Consider the following 18,577-nt stretch of genomic DNA (forward strand, 5'->3'; position numbering starts at 1 on the left):
TTTCCTGGAAAGACACAGAGATAACAAGGTATTCAGAAGGGCTGTTGACCTGAGGTTGAAAGAAAGCGCCATCCGGGGATGGCGTTTGACGATCAGTGGGAAGGGGTATAGCTCAGAATGATGTTGTCATCCGGAATGTGGGTAAAGTTTTTGATAATGGCGTGGTAATCCGCCAGAGGATCAACATCGTTAAACAACGTCGGGTAGAAGATTTTACTCAATGTTTCAATGGCGACGATGTTGTACGGGTTGTTGTAGAAGTGGTGATACAACGCCCCGGTGTGGCCTTCGGCAACGGCCGGGATGTTGGCAACACCCTGGCGTGCCACTAAGGCGTTGAACGCGGCAGTAACATCAGCCGCCGGAACGTTATAGCCAAACGGGATAATCGCCGTGCCTTTGCCCGGGCGTTTAGAGCCGGTCATTAGGTAGTAATCGGGGTTCAGGGAGATAATTTTTTCTACCGACACATTACCGGTTGCCCCTGGCAGCAACTGCGAGCCAATGTTTGTACCGCCAGCGGCTTCGACCAGCCCGCCCCAACCGTTGCGTGCGTGGGTAAAGCAGCAGCCATTATCCAGCCCACCGACACCGGCAATCGGTTCGATAAAGACCAGGGGTTTCTTCGTGGCTGACGCCAGACGCTGGTGGATTTTATCCAGTCGCTGTTGATAGAAATCGATATAGGCCTGAGCGCGATCGGTCTGGCCCATGACTTTACCCAGTAAGGCGATACTTGGCAGGGTGTTTTCGACCGGATGCAATTCGTAATCAACGAACACCACCGGAATATGCAGCGCGTCGAGTTTTGCCAGCACGCCGCTTTGCACCAGCGAAGGTTTAGCACGAAGCTGAGCGATCATCAGGTCTGGCTGGCGAGAGATCACCGTTTCGAGATCCACATTTCCCTGATCGGAAAACTTCATGTCGAGGATCTTCTCCGCTTCCGGCCACTGGCGCTTCAGAACGTTCCAGGTTTCGGTATCCTGCTTTTTCGGCAGGTTGTTCCACGCCACCACTTTCGCGAACGGATTATCTCGCTCAAGCAATGCCAGGGCGAAAATGTCCCGCCCGTCCTGCAAAATGATGCGTTGCGGTTCGTGTTGAATCGTCACTTCGCGGTTATCCCGGTCTTTTACCGTGACCGGCCAGTTTTGTGCCTGGGCGATAAAAGGTGAAAGGAGTAATGCCAGGCCACCCGCGGCCGCGATGATTTTTTTTAGCGTCATGTTTTCCCCGTCTTCTTTTTTCTTATGGTGTTAACCCGTCGACCACCACGTGTGGTAGCCCACGGGAACAGTATTCCACCCGGCCATCGACGCCATATACAGTCGCCAGATTCGCAGGGGTAACAACCTCTCCCGGAATGCCGCTGGCAATCAGTTCGCCGCTTTTTAGCATCAGGGCATATTGTGCATGGCGCAACGCAATGTTGATGTCGTGGATCACCACCACGGTGACGATGTTACGCAACCGCGTTTCACGGGCGACGATATCCATCACGTGAAACTGGTAGTTGAGGTCGAGCGCACTTAACGGTTCATCGAGCAACAGCAGGTCCGGCTGGCGGATGAGCGACTGAGCAAGGCCAATCAGCTGTTTTTGTCCGCCGGAAAGCTGGTCAAGGAAGCTCATCGCCAGATGGGCTACGCCCAGTTTGTCGAGGATGGCGTAGGCTTCCTGTTCGGCGTTATGGCCGGAATCATTACCGCTGGCACGTCGAGCGACAATCACTGACTCCAGCGCATGCAGATGCACGCCCTGGGGTAAGGATTGCGGCAGATAAACCACTTTTTGCGCCCGTTTCGCCGAGGGCAACGTCATCAGATCGTCGCCATTCAGCAGCAGTTGTCCCTGGGCGGGGTTTAAATCTGCAAGTGCGCGCAAAAGGGTTGATTTCCCGGAGCCGTTCGGCCCAAGCAGAGCCGTGATTTGTCCGCGAGGAAGCAATGGCGTATTTAGTCCGGCAATGATCTTTTTCTTGCGATAACCAGTGTGCAGGTCGTGTACGCGAAGGCCGTCGGTCATATGTTCCCCCGGTTACGAATAATGATACTGAGGAAGAACGGGACCCCCACCAGCGAAGTCACAATGCCGACGGGAATAATGACGCCGGGCACGATATTTTTGGAAAATACGGATGCCAGGGAGAGCACCAGCGCGCCGATCAGCATACTGCCAGGCAGATAAAAACGATGGTCCTCGCCAAACATCATGCGTGAGATATGCGGCGCAACCAGGCCGATAAAGCCAACGGGGCCGACGAAGGCAACCGTTAGCGCGGAAATAATGCTGATGCGTAACAATGTGGTCAGGCGCAGTTTCTTCACGTTAATGCCAAAACTCACCGCACGATCTTCGCCCAGGCGTAGTGCCGTCAGCTTCCAGGCGTTTTTCAACGACAGTGGCACGATAATCACCAACGCGACGGCCAGGATCGCGAGTTTATCCCATGAGGCTCTAGCCAGGCTGCCCATGGTCCAGAAGACCAGCCCTTGCAGGGTATCTTCACTGGCGACAAACTGCAGAATGGAAATCAGGGCGTTAAAGGTAAATACCAGTGCGATGCCAAAGAGCACCACGCCAGAGGTTGCCACGCGCGTCCAGCGGCTGATGCCATCAAGAATAAAACAGGCCAGCAGTGCGAAAACAAAAGCGTTCGCGGGAATAAACCACTTATCAGCAATACCCGGAATGCCTAAGCCCAGCACAATGGCCAGTGCTGCGCCGAAAGATGCCGCAGAAGACACACCAAGCGTAAAGGGGCTGGCAAGTGGGTTATTCAGGATGGTTTGCATTTCTGCCCCGGCCAGTCCTAGCGCCATACCGACGGCGACAGCCATCAACGCAAAGGGCAGGCGTAAATCCCAGACAATCACACGTGTTCCTGCATCTGCACCTGCAGCATTAACCAGGGTGTGCCAGAGCGTGGAAACGGAGATTCCGGACGGACCGAGTGTGAAATCCAGGATTAAGGAGCAGACAATACAGAGCAGAAGTATGCCTGCCAGTATGAAGCGTCTGATCAGGATCTTACGGTAATGCGATGCGATGGTGGTCTCGCCAGATTGTTCACTGGCGGCAAGGCTGGAATTCATCAGATAACCTTATGCAACACGAGAGAATCGTTTTATCCCTTTAACGTTCCTGTTCGGGTGCTGCCTGATATCCAATATCCGGGATGCGCCAGGCAACACTATTCTCAATGATAATGCTTATCAATTAAATGTCGTGATTATTCTAATTCCGTTTAGTAATCGTTTCTGTTTAGTACGAAAATTAATCTTTCTTCGTGTATTCCAGCTGTCTGCAGGTCATATAAGCCCCTGTTACACACAGCGTCACCGGGACCAGAAAACTGTGGTCCATCCGGGTAAACTCCATCATCAGCGTAATCGCCGTCACCGGCATTTGCATGGATGCTGACAAAAAGCCAGCCGCGCCAGTCAGGGCAAAGCCGGCCATGTCGCTGCCGGGGAAGAATCGACCAATAAGGATAAACAGCAGAGATCCCAACAGAGCGCCAAGCGTCAGTCCTGGTGTCAACAACCCCCCTTCGGCCCCCCCGCGGAGTACCGCCCAAATGACAAAGACCTTGATACATAAGATTGCCAGTGCGAGCTGCAAGGTGACATCTCCGTCGAGTGTCAATTGCGTTGGACCTTTACCATTTCCGGGTAACTGCGGAAACCATATTGAGAGTGCACCGAGAACCACGAAGGCTATCAGACTGAAAACTGGCATTTGCCAGTTGTTACGCACTTTACTGCGCGCACGCTGCGTGAGGCGACGGAAAAGAAATGCTGCCGTACCAAACAGAGGGCCAGACAGCGCGCCCCAGAAAACCAGTGAAGTGGCCGCGATTTCACTGGTGAAGCGATACTGGTGCTCGTTGCCCAGTCCCAGCGTCGCAACCCAGGCGGCCAGTGCAGAGGTGACCAGTGCCGCAATAGCGGTTTCCCAACTGAAGCTCACCAGCAATACCTCGAGGGTAAAGACCGCGCCTGCCAGCGGCACATTGTACACCGCAGCAAGACCTGCACCTGCCCCACAGGCGATCATCAACCGGAGGTCGGTTGTCGTAAGATGCAACTGACGGGCGACACCGCCTGCAAACAACGCACCGACTTCACGCGGGGCAACTTCCCGGCCAAGTGGGGAGCCCATCGCCACGGTGATGATTTGCAGTAGCGCATGAATCATTGTGGTGATGCCTGGCATTGGGGTATCCGGGTTTTTAACGGCAGCGCTAATGCTGACACGTTTTTTGCCATATCGGCCAAGTAGCCACCACCCACAACCGGCAACAATACCGGCGGCTACGATAGCAAGAAAGCGTCGTTGTGCGCTGGCATCAGTCACGCCCTCCAGAAAGGTTTGAGGACTAAGCACTGTGCTCTGGCTGTAGCCATAAACAAGATGCTGAATTTCATGAAGCAGGAGAGCAAGAAGCATGCCGCCAAGACCGGCTAATACACCGGTGAGAAGAAGGGCCGTCCAGCGCCGGAGCCAGTTAGTGCGGGTTAAAGAGGTCATCATGGTCAATGTGTTGTGATGGAAAGCGGTAGCACCATCATTTCACAAAGTGGGTTAACGGGATATCAATCGACAGGATTGGAGCAGGGAAGATTTCGTGCCCGTGAACCGGGCACGAAAGCGTTGATTAGTGAGATTCACCAATCGGCAGAATGGTGCGACCGAACTGCTCGTTCAGTACTTCACCCATTGCCAGGTAGATTGCGCTTGCGCCACAGACCAGACCAATCCAGCCAGCAACGTGAACGATGCCCTCGTTATCCACCAGATGACCAATCGCCAGCAGGGCGAAAAGAACGGTCAGGCTCAGGAAAACGAACTGCAGTGCACGGTTAGCTTTCAGGGTTCCGAAGAACATGAACAGGGTGAAGACGCCCCACAGGCCCAGGTAGACACCCAGGAAGTGCGCGTTAGCGGCATCAGCCAGACCCATTTTTGGCATCAGCAGGATCGCAACCAGGGTCAGCCAGAAAGAACCGTAAGAGGTAAAGGCGGTTAAGCCAAAGGTATTGCCTTTCTTATATTCCAGCAGGCCCGCGAAGATTTGCGCGATACCGCCGTAGAAAATGCCCATCGCCAGGATAATGCCATCCATCGGGAACATCCCGATATTGTGCAGGTTCAGCAGGATAGTGGTCATGCCAAAACCCATCAGGCCCAGCGGAGCCGGATTAGCCAACTTAGTGTTGCCCATAAGTCCTCAAAAAATCATCATTAATATGGTGAAATGGTTAATCCCACGCCAATTCTCCCAGGCGGGGCGCGGCATCATAATTGGAGCAAATGGCGGCGTCTATGATCTAATCAGGGTGAAATTAAAAAAATTTTTATCCTTCCCCCTTGATGGATGCCGTTACGACCCCATCTTGTAGTCAACCGCAGTGTGTGGACCTGAAAAAAATCAAATCTGGGCAGTTGAAAAAGCACGTTCTGCCCTTATTACAGGTACACAACCACATGTTGATCGAATTTTTAGTGGAGACGTTTAGATGGGTAAAATTATTGGTATCGACCTGGGTACTACCAACTCTTGTGTAGCGATTATGGACGGCACTACTGCACGTGTGCTGGAGAACGCCGAGGGCGATCGCACCACGCCTTCTATCATTGCTTATACCCAGGATGGTGAAACTCTGGTTGGTCAGCCGGCTAAACGTCAGGCAGTGACAAACCCGCAAAACACCCTGTTTGCGATTAAACGCCTGATTGGTCGCCGCTTCCAGGACGAAGAAGTGCAGCGTGATGAAGCCATCATGCCGTACAAAATCATCGGTGCTGACAACGGTGATGCATGGATTGATGTAAAAGGTCAGAAACTTGCACCACCGCAGATCTCAGCTGAAGTGCTGAAGAAAATGAAGAAAACGGCTGAAGATTACCTGGGCGAACCAGTAACTGAAGCCGTTATCACCGTACCGGCATACTTCAACGATGCGCAGCGTCAGGCAACCAAAGATGCCGGCCGTATTGCGGGTCTGGAAGTCAAACGTATCATCAACGAACCAACCGCTGCTGCACTGGCTTACGGTCTGGATAAAGAAGTTGGCAACCGTACTATCGCGGTTTACGACCTGGGTGGTGGTACTTTCGATATCTCTATTATCGAAATCGATGAAGTTGACGGCGAGAAAACCTTTGAAGTTCTGGCTACCAACGGTGATACCCACCTGGGTGGCGAAGACTTCGATAGCCGTATGATCAACTACCTCGTTGATGAGTTTAAGAAAGATCAGGGCATTGACCTGCGTAACGATCCGCTGGCTATGCAGCGCCTGAAAGAAGCCGCTGAGAAAGCGAAGATCGAGCTGTCTTCCGCTCAGCAGACCGACGTAAACCTGCCGTACATTACTGCAGATGCGAGCGGTCCAAAACACATGAACATCAAAGTGACGCGTGCGAAACTGGAAAGCCTGGTTGAAGACCTGGTAAACCGTTCCATCGAGCCACTGAAAGTTGCACTGCAGGATGCTGGCCTGTCCGTATCGGACATCCAGGACGTTATCCTGGTCGGTGGTCAGACACGTATGCCAATGGTTCAGAAGAAAGTTGCTGAATTCTTTGGTAAAGAGCCTCGTAAAGACGTTAACCCAGATGAAGCTGTTGCGATTGGTGCAGCCGTTCAGGGGGGGGTATTGACGGGTGATGTTAAAGACGTACTGCTGCTGGACGTTACCCCGCTGTCTCTGGGTATCGAAACCATGGGCGGTGTGATGACTGCACTCATCAACAAAAACACCACTATCCCAACCAAGCACAGCCAGGTGTTCTCTACCGCTGAAGACAACCAGTCTGCGGTAACCATCCATGTGCTGCAGGGTGAACGTAAACGTGCTGCAGATAACAAAGATTTGGGTCAGTTCAACCTCGATGGTATCAGCCCAGCACCACGCGGCATGCCGCAAATCGAAGTGACCTTCGATATCGATGCTGACGGCATTCTGCACGTTTCCGCGAAAGACAAAAACAGCGGTAAAGAGCAGAAAATCACCATCAAGGCATCTTCTGGTCTGAACGAAGATGAAATCGAAAAAATGGTTCGCGAAGCGGAAGCAAACGCTGAGTCTGACCGTAAATTCGAAGAGTTGGTGCAGACCCGCAACCAGGGTGACCACTTGCTGCACAGCACCCGTAAGCAGGTTGAAGAAGCAGGCGATAAACTGCCAGCTGACGACAAAGCGGCGATCGAGACTGCACTGAGCGCGCTGGAATCTTCTCTGAAAGGCGAAGATAAAGCGGATATCGAAGCGAAGATGCAGGAACTGGCGCAGGCTTCTCAGAAGCTGATGGAAATTGCTCAGCAGCAGCACGCACAACAGCAGGCTGGCGCTGACGCTTCCGCGAACAATGCGAAAGACGACGATGTTGTCGACGCTGAGTTCGAAGAAGTGAAAGATAAAAAATAATCGCCCTGATGCAGGGTAATTAATCGGCACGGGCGTAGGAGATTTCTCCACGCCCGTGCTCGCATGTTAAGGGGCTTAAAAAAACCAATGGCGAAGCAAGACTATTACGAGATTTTAGGCGTTCCGAAAACTGCGGAAGAGCGTGAAATCAAAAAGGCGTATAAGCGCCTGGCTATGAAATTCCACCCGGACCGTAACCAGGGGGACAAAGAGGCCGAAGCCAAATTTAAAGAGATCAAAGAAGCTTACGAAATCCTGACTGACGCACAGAAACGTGCAGCCTACGACCAGTACGGTCACGCGGCCTTTGAACAAGGCGGCATGGGAGGCGGTGGATTTGGTGGCGGCGGTTTTGGCGGCGGCGCAGATTTTGGCGATATCTTTGGCGATGTGTTCGGCGATATCTTCGGCGGCGGTCGTGGACGTCAGCGAGCAGCTCGTGGTGCGGATCTGCGTTACAACATGGATCTGTCTCTTGAAGAAGCGGTACGGGGCGTGACCAAAGAGATCCGCATTCCGACGCTGGAAGAGTGTGATATCTGTCATGGCAGCGGCGCGAAAGCAGGAACGCAACCACAGACCTGTCCAACCTGTCACGGTTCAGGCCAGGTGCAGATGCGTCAGGGCTTCTTTGCAGTACAGCAGGCCTGTCCGCACTGTCATGGTCGCGGTACGCTGATTAAAGACCCATGCACTAAGTGTCATGGTCATGGTCGCGTTGAGAAAACCAAAACCTTGTCCGTTAAAATCCCGGCGGGTGTCGATACGGGCGACCGTATCCGTCTGACAGGCGAAGGCGAAGCGGGTGAGCATGGCGCACCAGCAGGCGATCTGTACGTTCAGGTTCAGGTGAAGCAGCATCCAATCTTCGAGCGCGAAGGCAATAACCTGTACTGTGAAGTGCCAATTAACTTTGCGATGGCAGCGCTTGGCGGTGAAATCGAAGTACCGACACTGGATGGACGCGTCAAACTGAAAGTACCGGGCGAAACGCAGACAGGAAAACTGTTCCGCATGCGCGGCAAAGGTGTGAAATCAGTCCGCGGTGGAGCGCAAGGCGACTTGCTGTGCCGCGTTGTGGTTGAAACGCCTGTGGGCCTGAATGAGAAACAAAAACAACTGTTGAAGGATTTGCAGGATAGCTTTGGTGGCCCAACGGGTGAAAAAAATAGCCCGCGCTCCAAAAGCTTCTTTGATGGCGTGAAAAAATTCTTTGATGATTTGACCCGCTAATCAACCTCTGACAGATGTGAATTTCTCAAAGCCCGGAAGCGATTCCGGGCTTTTTCTTGTACGTGATAATAGCTCGGTAAAATCGAGCATATAGTCAATATTAATCTGTTTTTACCGACTGGTTTGGCTTGGTAATATGGTTTTATCGAGGTATTGTCGTTAAAGAGAGAATAAAAAGTGAAACTTCTACATCAATTCTTCCGCAATGAAGCATCCGGCGGCATCATTTTAATTATTGCTGCTGTGACGGCGATGGTGTTGGCCAACCTGGGTGCAACACGCGACTTGTACCACGCATTTCTGGAAACCCCTGTTGAACTTCGGGTCGGTATTCTGGAAATCAATAAAAACATGCTGCTGTGGATCAATGATGCGTTAATGGCTGTGTTCTTCCTGTTGGTGGGGCTGGAAGTCAAACGTGAGCTGGTTCAGGGATCGCTTGCCAGCCGTCAGCGCGCCGCATTTCCGGTGATTGCGGCAATCGGCGGAATGGTTGTTCCGGCACTTCTTTTCCTGGCCTTTAACTATCAGGACCCGGTTGCCCGCCACGGTTGGGCTATCCCGGCGGCAACGGACATTGCCTTTGCTCTCGGTGTCCTGGCGTTACTGGGAAATCGTGTCCCGGTAGCGTTGAAAATTTTCCTGATGGCGCTGGCGATCATTGATGACCTCGGGGCAATCGTCATTATCGCGTTGTTCTACACCAGCGAACTGTCGATATTGTCATTAAGCGTTGCTGCTGCTGCGATTGTTGTGTTGGCGCTGTTGAATATCTGCAATGTTCGCCGCATTGGTATTTATGTCCTCGTGGGGATCATCCTGTGGACTGCCGTGTTGAAATCGGGCGTGCATGCGACCCTGGCGGGTGTCATTGTGGGCTTCTTCGTGCCACTTAAGGCTCAGGAGGGGAAATCGCCTGCCAAACAGCTTGAGCATATGCTCCATCCCTGGGTTGCCTTCATGATCCTGCCGCTGTTTGCCTTTGCTAACGCGGGTGTTTCGCTGGATGGAGTGACGCTGGAAGGCCTGACCTCAATGCTGCCGTTAGGTATTGCTGCGGGTCTGCTTATTGGTAAGCCATTGGGTATTGGCCTTTTCTGCTGGCTGGCGCTTAAACTTAAACTCGCTTCATTGCCTCAGGGAACAACCTGCAAGCAGATTATGGCGGTAGGCGTGTTGTGCGGCATCGGATTTACCATGTCGATTTTCATCTCGACGCTGGCATTTGGCGCTCATGCGCCTGAGCTTATCGTGTGGGCTAAACTCGGTATCTTAATCGGGTCATTACTGGCGGCAGTGATTGGTTTTACGTTGCTGAAGATGAAATTGCCGGGACACCTAGGTCAGGCATAACGGAGACCGGGAGAGGGGAGCACCTTCTCCCGGCATACAATCAGGGAGTGAAGGGACGATGTCTCATTTAAATTACAACCATCTGTACTACTTCTGGCATGTCTATAAAGAAGGGTCGGTCGTCGGTGCTGCAGAAGCCCTCTACCTGACGCCACAGACCATTACCGGGCAGATAAAAGCCCTGGAAGAGCGTCTGCAAGGGAAGCTATTTAAGCGTAAAGGCCGCGGTATTGAGCCGAGCGAGTTGGGAGAACTGGTGTTCCGTTATGCGGATAAGATGTTTACCCTCAGCCAGGAGATGCTCGATATCGTGAATTATCGCAAAGAGTCGAATTTGCTCTTTGATGTGGGCGTGGCCGATGCGTTATCAAAACGTCTGGTGAGCGGGGTGCTGGATGCGGCTGTCGTGGAGGATGAACAGATCCATCTGCGCTGCTTTGAATCCACGCATGAGATGCTGCTGGAGCAATTGAGTCAACACAAGCTGGATATGATTATTTCGGATTGTCCGATTGATTCCACCCAGCAGGAAGGATTGTTCTCGGTGAAGATTGGTGAATGCGGCGTGAGTTTCTGGTGTATTAATCCGCCACCGGAAAAACCCTTCCCGGCTTGCCTTGAGGAGCGTCGTTTGCTGGTTCCCGGAAGGCGTTCCATGCTTGGCCGTAAGCTGCTGAACTGGTTTAACTCCCAGGGGCTTAAGGTTGAGATCCTCGGTGAGTTTGATGATGCTGCGCTGATGAAAGCGTTTGGCGAAGCACATAATGCTATCTTCGTTGCGCCCACACTCTATGCGCATGATCTCTATGCGGATCACAAAATTACGGAGATTGGACGGGTAGACAACGTCATGGAAGAGTATCACGCGATTTTCGCAGAAAGGATGATTCAGCACCCGGCAGTACAGCGTATCTGCAACCGTGATTATTCGGCGCTCTTTACGCCCCCGGTAATGTAAGGCAATAAAAAAACCCGCGTTAAGCGGGTTCTTTTAAACAAGCAACAACAAGTGGCGATTAAGCCAGTTTGTTGATCTGCGCGGTCAAGTTTGCTTTATGACGCGCTGCTTTGTTTTTGTGGATCAGACCTTTAGCAGCCTGACGATCCACGATTGGTTGCATTTCGTTAAATGCATTCTGTGCAGCAGCTTTGTCGCCAGCTTCGATTGCTGCGTATACTTTCTTGATGAAAGTACGCATCATAGAGCGACGGCTTGCATTGTGCTTACGAGCCTTTTCAGACTGGATGGCACGTTTCTTAGCTGATTTGATATTAGCCAAGGTCCAACTCCCAAATATGATCTATGTGGACAATTCAAAGGCCGAGGAATATGCCCTCTATACCTTCTTTTGTCAATGGATTTGTGCAAATAAGCGCCGTTGTATGGCGACGCTACGTTACGTAGTGATGGCGCAGGATTCTACCAGCTTGTCTCTCGTGAATACAGCTTTTCGGCAGAAAAATCGTCGTCCAGCGGCAGTTTTTTTCTCTCTGAAAGGTCAGCATGATGAAATCATTACGGCTTTCTGTTTTGCGGGAACAATCGCCGGTTAACCTTAACCGCTGTACAAGGTATACTCTGGCGATTTTCACTGTTTTGAGCCAGTCATGAAGCTGATACGCGGCATACATAATCTCAGTAACGCCCCTCATGGGTGCGTGCTGACTATTGGTAATTTCGACGGCGTGCATCGTGGGCATCAGGCGCTGTTGCAGGGATTGCGTAAAGAGGGGCAGGCCCGTGGTCTGCCCGTCGTAGTAATGATATTCGAGCCACAGCCGCTGGAGCTGTTTGCGGGCGATAAATCGCCCGCACGCCTGACTCGCCTGCGTGAGAAATTGCGCTATCTGGCGGAGTGCGGTGTGGACTACGTACTCTGTGTACGTTTCGACCGTCGCTTTGCCGCGCTGACAGCACAAAATTTTGTTGGCGACCTGTTGGTCAAGCAGCTTGGCGTGCAGTTTCTCGCTGTGGGCGATGATTTCCGCTTTGGCGCTGGTCGTCAGGGCGATTTCTTGTTATTACAGAAGGCTGGTCTGGAGTACGGTTTTGACGTCACCAGTGCGATGACGTTCTGTGAAGGCGGCGTTCGTGTCAGCAGCACGGCGGTTCGCCAGGCGCTGGCAGATGATGAACTGGAAACGGCAGAAAATCTGCTGGGGCATCCATTCACCATTTCAGGCCGTGTAGTACACGGTGATGCGCTGGGCCGTACGATAGGTTTCCCGACGGCGAATATACCGCTACGTCGTCAGGTATCCCCGGTTAAAGGGGTCTATGCGGTAGAAGTGACCGGACTGGGCGATACGCCATTCTTCGGTGTCGCCAATATTGGCACACGTCCAACCATTGCCGGTGTGCGACAGCAGCTGGAAGTCCATCTGCTGGATGTTGTAATGGACCTCTATGGTCGCCATATAGATGTAATCCTGCGTAAAAAAATACGCAATGAGCAGCGATTTGGTTCGCTGGATGAACTTAAAGCACAAATCGCGCGAGATGAATTAACCGCCCGCGAGTTTTTTGGGCTATCAAACCCGGCTTAAATGCCTACGTGATAAATACGGAACCGAGAATCTGATGAGTGACTATAAATCAACCCTGAATTTGCCGGAAACAGGGTTCCCGATGCGCGGCGATCTCGCCAAGCGCGAACCGGGAATGCTGGCGCGTTGGACCGATGATGACCTGTACGGCATCATTCGTGCAGCCAAAAAAGGCAAAAAAACCTTCATTCTGCATGATGGCCCTCCATATGCGAATGGCAGCATTCATATTGGTCACTCTGTAAACAAGATTCTGAAAGACATTATCGTGAAGTCCAAAGGACTCACGGGTTTTGACTCGCCTTATGTTCCAGGCTGGGACTGCCACGGTCTGCCAATTGAGCTGAAAGTGGAGCAGGAATTCGGCAAGCCGGGTGAGAAATTCACCGCAGCGGAATTCCGCGCAAAATGCCGCGAATACGCTGCAAACCAGGTTGATGGTCAGCGTAAAGACTTTATCCGTCTTGGCGTACTGGGCGACTGGTCACATCCGTACCTGACCATGGACTTCAAAACCGAAGCCAACATCATCCGTGCGCTGGGCAAAATCATCGGTAACGGCCACCTGCACAAAGGCGCGAAGCCAGTGCACTGGTGTGTAGATTGCCGTTCTGCACTGGCAGAAGCGGAAGTTGAGTATTACGACAAAACGTCACCATCCATTGATGTGGCTTTCCAGGCCGTTGACCAGGATGCCGTAAAAGCCAAATTTGGCGTGTCATCTGTAAACGGCCCAATCTCTCTGGTTATCTGGACGACCACTCCGTGGACACTGCCAGCAAACCGAGCGATCTCCCTGTCTGGTGAATTTGAATATGCGCTGGTACAGGTTGAAGGTCAGGCGGTTATCCTGGCGAAAGATCTGGTCGAAAGCGTACTGAAGCGCGCACATATCAGCGAATACAGCATTCTGGGTACTGTGAATGGCGCTGAGCTGGAGCTGATGCGCTTCAAACACCCGTTCCTGGACTTCGATGTCCCGGCAATCCTGGGTGACCACGTTACGCTGGAAGCCGGTACGGGCGCAGTCCATACCGCAGGCGGTCACGGTCCTGACGACTACAATATCAGCCTGAAATACGGTCTGGAAATCGCCAACCCGGTTGGTCCTGACGGCTCTTACCTGCCAGGAACATACCCGTCTCTGGATGGCATTAACGTCTTCAAAGCAAACGACATCATCGTCGACATGCTGCGTACCAGTGGCGCGTTGCTGCACGTTGAGAAGATGCAACACAGCTATCCGTGCTGCTGGCGTCACAAGTCGCCAATCATCTTCCGTGCAACGCCGCAGTGGTTCGTAAGCATGGATCAGAAAGGCCTGCGCGAGCAGTCTCTGAAAGAGATCAAAGGCGTACAGTGGATCCCGGACTGGGGCCAGGCGCGTATCGAATCCATGGTGGCAAACCGTCCTGACTGGTGTATCTCCCGTCAGCGTACCTGGGGTGTGCCGATGTCTCTGTTTGTCCACAAAGAGACACAGGAGTTGCATCCGCGTACCCTGGAATTGATGGAAGAAGTGGCGAAGCGCGTTGAAGTTGACGGCATTCAGGCATGGTGGGATCTCGACTCCCGCGACATCCTGGGTGCAGATGCGGATAACTACGAGAAAGTGCCAGATACCCTGGACGTATGGTTCGATTCAGGATCAACCCACTCCTCAGTGGTTGATGTGCGTCCGGAGTTTAGCGGCCATGCGGCAGATATGTATCTGGAAGGTTCTGACCAACACCGTGGCTGGTTTATGTCATCTCTGATGATCTCTACCGCGATGAAGGGCAAAGCGCCATATCGCCAGGTACTGACTCACGGTTTCACCGTGGATGGTCAGGGCCGTAAAATGTCCAAGTCCATCGGTAACACCGTCTCTCCTCAGGATGTGATGAACAAACTCGGCGCGGATATCCTGCGTCTGTGGGTGGCATCGACTGACTATACCGGCGAAATGGCCGTGTCGGATGAGATCCTGAAACGTGCTGCCGACAGTTATCGTCGTATCCGTAACACCGCGCGCTTCTTGCTGGCAAACCTGAATGGGTTTGACCCAGTAAAAGACATGGTACAGCCGGAAGAGATGGTGGTGCTGGATCGCTGGGCTGTAGGCTGCGCGAAAGCGGCTCAGGACGATATCCTGAAAGCCTATGAATCTTACGATTTCCACGAAGTGGTACAGCGCCTGATGCGCTTCTGCTCCATTGAGATGGGCTCGTTCTACCTCGATATCATCAAAGACCGCCAGTACACCGCGAAAGCGGACAGCGTAGCCCGTCGTAGCTGCCAGACTGCGCTGTTCCACATTGCAGAAGCACTGGTACGCTGGATGGCGCCTATCATGTCCTTCACTGCGGATGAAATCTGGGGCTACTTGCCAGGCGATCGTGAGAAATATGTCTTCACGGGCGAATGGTACGAAGGTCTGTTTGATCTCTCTGGCACTGAAACCATGAACGATGCATTCTGGGATGAGCTGCTGAAAGTTCGTGGTGAAGTGAATAAGGTCATCGAGCAGGCTCGTGCTGACAAGAAAGTCGGCGGCTCTCTGGAAGCGGCAGTGACGCTGTATGCAGAACCTGAGCTGGCGACGAAACTGACAGCGCTGGGTGATGAATTACGATTTGTCCTGTTGACCTCTGGTGCAAAAGTTGCGGATTATGCCGACGCTTCTGCAGATGCACAGCAGAGCGAGTTGCTCAAAGGGCTGAAAATTGCTCTGAGCAAAGCCGACGGTGAGAAATGCCCGCGTTGCTGGCATTACACAACGGATGTCGGTCAGGTGGCGGAACACGCAGAAATCTGCGGACGCTGTGTGAGCAACGTCGCCGGAGACGGCGAGAAACGTAAGTTTGCCTGATGAGTAAATCTCTCTGTTCAACAGGACTGCGCTGGCTGTGGCTGGTGGTGGTAGTGCTGATTATTGATTTGGGCAGCAAGTATCTGATCCTCCAGAATTTCGCTCTGGGGGAGACAGTGCCGCTGTTCCCGTCTCTTAACCTGCACTATGCCCGTAACTACGGTGCGGCATTCAGCTTCCTTGCTGACAGCGGTGGCTGGCAGCGCTGGTTCTTCGCCGGTATCGCGCTCGGTATCTGCGTTGTACTGTCGGTGCTGATGTACCGTTCGAAGGCGACGCAAAAACTGAATAACATTGCTTATGCTCTGATCATCGGTGGTGCATTAGGCAACCTGTTTGATCGTCTGTGGCATGGTTTTGTTGTCGATATGATCGACTTCTATGTCGGCGACTGGCACTTTGCAACCTTTAACCTGGCCGATAGCGCAATATGTATCGGTGCGGCGTTAATTGTGCTGGAAGGCTTCTTGCCGAACGCAGCTGCGAAAAAACAGGCGTAATCTCTCCCACCCGGTGTGCATTATGCCGCCGGGTTAAAACAACTGGACGATGTGCATGTCTAAATCCATACAGAGCAATAGCGCAGTACTGGTTCACTTCACGTTGAAACTGGATGATGGCTCAACCGCGGAATCCACACGCAACAACGGTAAACCGGCCCTGTTTCGTCTTGGTGATACTTCCCTGTCTGAAGGTCTGGAACAACAGCTTCTGGGTCTGAAAGAGGGAGAGAAAAAGGCGTTTTCGCTGGAGCCGGATGCGGCATTTGGCGTGCCAAGCCCGGATCTGATCCAGTATTTCTCTCGCCGTGAATTTATGGATGCGGGCGAGCCGGAAATCGGCGCAATTATGCTCTTTACCGCAATGGATGGCAGCGAAATGCCTGGCGTGATCCGCGAGATCAACGGCGATTCAATCACCGTCGATTTCAACCATCCGCTAGCCGGGCGTACCGTCCATTTTGATGTCGACGTGCTGGAGATTGACCCAGCGCTGGAGGATGTGAATGCAGATCCTGTTGGCTAACCCGCGCGGCTTCTGCGCCGGTGTAGACCGCGCTATCAGCATTGTTGAAAATGCGCTGGAAATATACGGCGCACCTATCTATGTTCGACACGAAGTGGTGCATAACCGCTATGTGGTTGACAGCCTGCGCGAGCGCGGGGCGATTTTTATTGAGCAGATCAGCGAAGTGCCAGATGGGGCGATCCTGATTTTCTCTGCACACGGCGTATCTCAGGCTGTACGTAACGAAGCCAAAAGCCGCGATCTGACGGTGTTTGACGCGACCTGCCCGTTAGTGACCAAAGTCCATATGGAAGTGGCGCGCGCCAGTCGCCGTGGTGAAGAGTCTATTCTGATTGGTCATGCAGGCCATCCGGAAGTGGAAGGAACCATGGGCCAGTACAGCAACCCGGAAGGGGGGATGTACCTGGTGGAATCACCGGATGATGTCTTTTCACTGAATGTGAAAAATGAAGCTCGTCTGTCGTTTATGACTCAGACAACGCTTTCAGTGGACGATACGTCTGATGTGATCGACGCATTGCGCAGTCGTTTCCCGAAGATTGTTGGGCCGCGTAAAGACGATATCTGCTATGCCACGACCAACCGTCAGGAAGCCGTGCGTGCGCTGGCCGAGCAGGCTGATGTCGTGCTGGTTGTCGGTTCTAAAAACTCCTCCAACTCCAACCGACTGGCTGAACTGGCACAGCGGATGGGCAAAGCTGCTTTTTTGATTGATGACGCGACGGATATTCAGGAAACATGGGTCAAAAATGCGGGCTGTGTAGGCGTAACGGCAGGGGCATCCGCACCTGACATTCTGGTGCAGAACGTGATTTCTCGTCTGCAAGAGCTAGGGGGCGGTGAGGCGATACCGCTTGAAGGCCGCGAAGAAAATATCGTCTTCGAAGTGCCAAAAGAACTGCGTATTGACGCCCGTGAAGTCGAATAATCCCTTTTCAGATAAAAGGCCAGCACCTCATGTGCTGGCCTTTTTTTTAGCCATTACTTTATCGTGAAGACGAAATCATGTCTTTTTCTGATATTTAAGTCAGTTTCACGTTAAATTCTAATTATCGGTGTTTTCAGTTGGCGGCCTAGACGAAGGCTGGGTAATCTGAAAACGGTTTACATCATTTTAACGTAAGAGAATAACTATGCATGATGCACAGATCCGTGTCGCAATTGCTGGCGCGGGTGGACGTATGGGCCGACAGCTGATTCAGGCGGCGCTACAGATGGATGGTGTGGCGCTTGGCGCTGCGCTGGAGCGCGAAGGTTCATCTCTGCTAGGAACGGATGCGGGTGAATTAGCAGGGGCTGGCAAAACCGGTGTCACCGTTCAAAGCAGCCTGGATACAGTAAAAGATGATTTCGATGTGTTCATCGATTTTACTCGCCCTGAAGGGACGCTGAATCATCTGGCATTTTGCCGTCAGCACGGTAAAGGGATGGTCATTGGCACAACAGGTTTTGACGATGCCGGTAAGCAGGCAATCCTGGAAGCGTCACAGCATGTTGCTATCGTCTTTGCAGCAAACTTCAGTGTGGGCGTGAATGTGATGCTCAAACTGCTGGAGAAAGCGGCGAAGGTCATGGGTGATTATACCGACATCGAGATTGTCGAAGCGCACCACCGCTATAAAGTCGATGCGCCATCAGGTACAGCATTGGCGATGGGGGAAGCGATTGCTCATGCACTGAATAAAGATTTAAAAGAGTGTGCGGTTTATACCCGTGAAGGTTACACCGGTGAGCGCGTACCCGGTACGATTGGCTTTGCCACTGTTCGTGCGGGCGATATCGTCGGTGAACATACTGCGATGTTCGCCGACATTGGCGAACGTGTAGAGATTACGCACAAAGCATCAAGCCGTATGACCTTTGCCAATGGTGCGGTACGTTCTGCTTTGTGGCTAAAAGGCAAGAAATATGGTCTTTTTGATATGCGAGATGTACTTGATCTCAACAATTTGTAAGATTTATTACCCATCGTGATGTGGTTATTGCAGTCGTAATGCATTGATTGCATAGGGCAATATTTTATTGCCCTTTTATTTTTCATGTTTAACTGAATTAATTAAACATAACTCTTGAAAATAAACGTTATCTTGTGTTTTTGTGTTGGTATTTTGTAAATTTTGACCAT

16 protein-coding genes and 1 pseudogene are annotated in these 18,577 nt (G+C 52.2%); 11 read left to right on the forward strand and 6 right to left on the reverse strand.

Going from position 1 to position 18,577, the window contains the following annotated elements; translation table 11 throughout:
- Positions 1-92 precede the first annotated feature (92 nt).
- The 5 genes from HV346_RS03380 to satP all read right to left on the reverse strand — a co-directional run bounded on the left by HV346_RS03380 (position 93) and on the right by satP (position 5,230).
- Positions 93-1,229, reverse strand: coding sequence for an ABC transporter substrate-binding protein (locus tag HV346_RS03380; protein ID WP_181622185.1), 1,137 nt, complete (start codon positions 1,227-1,229; stop codon positions 93-95).
- Between the two features lie 22 nt (positions 1,230-1,251).
- Entirely contained in the window at positions 1,252-2,028 is a 777-nt protein-coding gene (locus HV346_RS03385) for an ABC transporter ATP-binding protein (RefSeq protein ID WP_181622186.1), read from the reverse strand.
- The gene (locus tag HV346_RS03390; protein ID WP_181622187.1) at positions 2,025-3,098 is read right to left on the reverse strand and encodes an iron ABC transporter permease; all 1,074 of its coding nucleotides are present in this window, start codon (positions 3,096-3,098) and stop codon (positions 2,025-2,027) included. Before HV346_RS03390 ends, HV346_RS03385 begins: the two co-directional genes overlap by 4 nt.
- Positions 3,099-3,279: 181 nt before the next feature.
- Positions 3,280-4,539: a chloride channel protein gene (locus HV346_RS03395; protein WP_181622188.1), complete on the reverse strand. Its 1,260-nt coding sequence runs from the start codon at positions 4,537-4,539 to the stop codon at positions 3,280-3,282.
- Between the two features lie 124 nt (positions 4,540-4,663).
- The gene (gene satP, locus HV346_RS03400; RefSeq protein ID WP_181622189.1) at positions 4,664-5,230 is read right to left on the reverse strand and encodes an acetate uptake transporter; all 567 of its coding nucleotides are present in this window, start codon (positions 5,228-5,230) and stop codon (positions 4,664-4,666) included.
- Between the two features lie 295 nt (positions 5,231-5,525).
- Here satP and dnaK point away from each other — a divergent pair, with 295 nt between their 5' ends.
- From dnaK to nhaR, 4 genes are all read left to right on the forward strand, one after another.
- The gene (dnaK, locus tag HV346_RS03405) at positions 5,526-7,439 is read left to right on the forward strand and encodes a molecular chaperone DnaK (RefSeq protein WP_181622190.1); all 1,914 of its coding nucleotides are present in this window, start codon (positions 5,526-5,528) and stop codon (positions 7,437-7,439) included.
- Between the two features lie 87 nt (positions 7,440-7,526).
- Complete coding sequence (dnaJ, locus tag HV346_RS03410; RefSeq protein ID WP_181622191.1) at positions 7,527-8,672, forward strand: molecular chaperone DnaJ; 1,146 nt, start codon at positions 7,527-7,529, stop codon at positions 8,670-8,672.
- A gap of 177 nt (positions 8,673-8,849) precedes the next feature.
- Positions 8,850-10,025, forward strand: a complete 1,176-nt coding sequence (gene nhaA, locus HV346_RS03415) for a Na+/H+ antiporter NhaA (protein WP_181622192.1) — start codon at positions 8,850-8,852, stop codon at positions 10,023-10,025.
- A 58-nt stretch (positions 10,026-10,083) separates the two neighbouring features.
- Complete coding sequence (gene nhaR / locus HV346_RS03420) at positions 10,084-10,983, forward strand: transcriptional activator NhaR (protein WP_181622193.1); 900 nt, start codon at positions 10,084-10,086, stop codon at positions 10,981-10,983.
- Positions 10,984-11,041: 58 nt separating this feature from the next.
- On the opposite strand, the gene rpsT is transcribed toward nhaR, so the two are convergent.
- Positions 11,042-11,305 carry a 30S ribosomal protein S20 gene (rpsT, locus tag HV346_RS03425; RefSeq protein WP_008502037.1) on the reverse strand — a complete coding sequence of 88 codons (264 nt, stop codon included), beginning with the start codon at positions 11,303-11,305 and terminating at the stop codon, positions 11,042-11,044.
- A gap of 99 nt (positions 11,306-11,404) precedes the next feature.
- On the opposite strand from rpsT, the pseudogene HV346_RS03430 reads away from it, so the two are divergent.
- The 7 genes and pseudogenes from HV346_RS03430 to dapB all read left to right on the forward strand — a co-directional run bounded on the left by HV346_RS03430 (position 11,405) and on the right by dapB (position 18,407).
- Positions 11,405-11,626, forward strand: a pseudogene (locus HV346_RS03430) (DUF2575 domain-containing protein).
- A gap of 7 nt (positions 11,627-11,633) precedes the next feature.
- Positions 11,634-12,572, forward strand: coding sequence for a bifunctional riboflavin kinase/FAD synthetase (gene ribF, locus HV346_RS03435; RefSeq protein WP_181622195.1), 939 nt, complete (start codon positions 11,634-11,636; stop codon positions 12,570-12,572).
- 34 nt (positions 12,573-12,606) lie between these two features.
- Entirely contained in the window at positions 12,607-15,423 is a 2,817-nt protein-coding gene (gene ileS / locus HV346_RS03440) for an isoleucine--tRNA ligase (RefSeq protein ID WP_181622196.1), read from the forward strand.
- Positions 15,423-15,923, forward strand: coding sequence for a signal peptidase II (gene lspA, locus HV346_RS03445; RefSeq protein WP_181622197.1), 501 nt, complete (start codon positions 15,423-15,425; stop codon positions 15,921-15,923). The genes ileS and lspA overlap by 1 nt, the downstream gene beginning before the upstream one ends.
- A gap of 55 nt (positions 15,924-15,978) precedes the next feature.
- The gene (fkpB, locus tag HV346_RS03450) at positions 15,979-16,449 is read left to right on the forward strand and encodes an FKBP-type peptidyl-prolyl cis-trans isomerase (RefSeq protein ID WP_181622198.1); all 471 of its coding nucleotides are present in this window, start codon (positions 15,979-15,981) and stop codon (positions 16,447-16,449) included.
- Positions 16,430-17,380 (forward strand): 4-hydroxy-3-methylbut-2-enyl diphosphate reductase, encoded by a 951-nt coding sequence (ispH, locus tag HV346_RS03455; protein ID WP_181622199.1) that lies wholly within the window; start codon positions 16,430-16,432, stop codon positions 17,378-17,380. The genes fkpB and ispH overlap by 20 nt, the downstream gene beginning before the upstream one ends.
- 205 nt (positions 17,381-17,585) lie before the next feature.
- Entirely contained in the window at positions 17,586-18,407 is an 822-nt protein-coding gene (gene dapB / locus HV346_RS03460) for a 4-hydroxy-tetrahydrodipicolinate reductase (RefSeq protein WP_181622200.1), read from the forward strand.
- Positions 18,408-18,577 lie beyond the last annotated feature (170 nt).

The organism is Enterobacter sp. RHBSTW-00994, assembly GCF_013782625.1.
GTDB lineage: Bacteria > Pseudomonadota > Gammaproteobacteria > Enterobacterales > Enterobacteriaceae > Enterobacter.